At 65.7% G+C, this 300-nt stretch carries 1 protein-coding gene; it reads right to left on the bottom strand.

Going from position 1 to position 300, the window contains the following annotated elements:
* Window positions 1-300, bottom strand: a 300-nt coding sequence (locus tag JNB88_RS33280) for a calcium-binding protein (RefSeq protein WP_420832242.1), incomplete at both ends; no start/stop codon positions are given.

Genomic DNA, 300 nt, shown 5'->3' with positions numbered 1-300 from the left:
CGAACAGCCGGTCATTGCCGGCTTCGCCATAGATCAGGTCATGGCCGTCGCCGCCAAAGACGGTATCGTTGCCGGCACCGGCAAACACCACGTCGCGGCCCTCGCGGGCATAGACGAAGTCGTCGCCAGCCTTCAGCGAGATGATGTCGTCCTCAGGCGTGCCAAGCAGCCGATCGTCGCCGTCGGTGCCGGTAATCTCGTGCGGCGGCGCCTTGACGAGCGACATCGTCGACTGCGTGACGATGCTGCCCTTGCCGTCGCTCACCTGGTAGGTGAAGGTCACAGGGCCGCTCACCCCGC

Source organism: Rhizobium cauense, from assembly GCF_019511525.1.
Lineage (GTDB): Bacteria > Pseudomonadota > Alphaproteobacteria > Rhizobiales > Rhizobiaceae > Rhizobium > Rhizobium cauense.
Note: the sequence above shows the minus strand (reverse complement) of the source record. Positions and strands in the feature narration are given on the sequence as shown.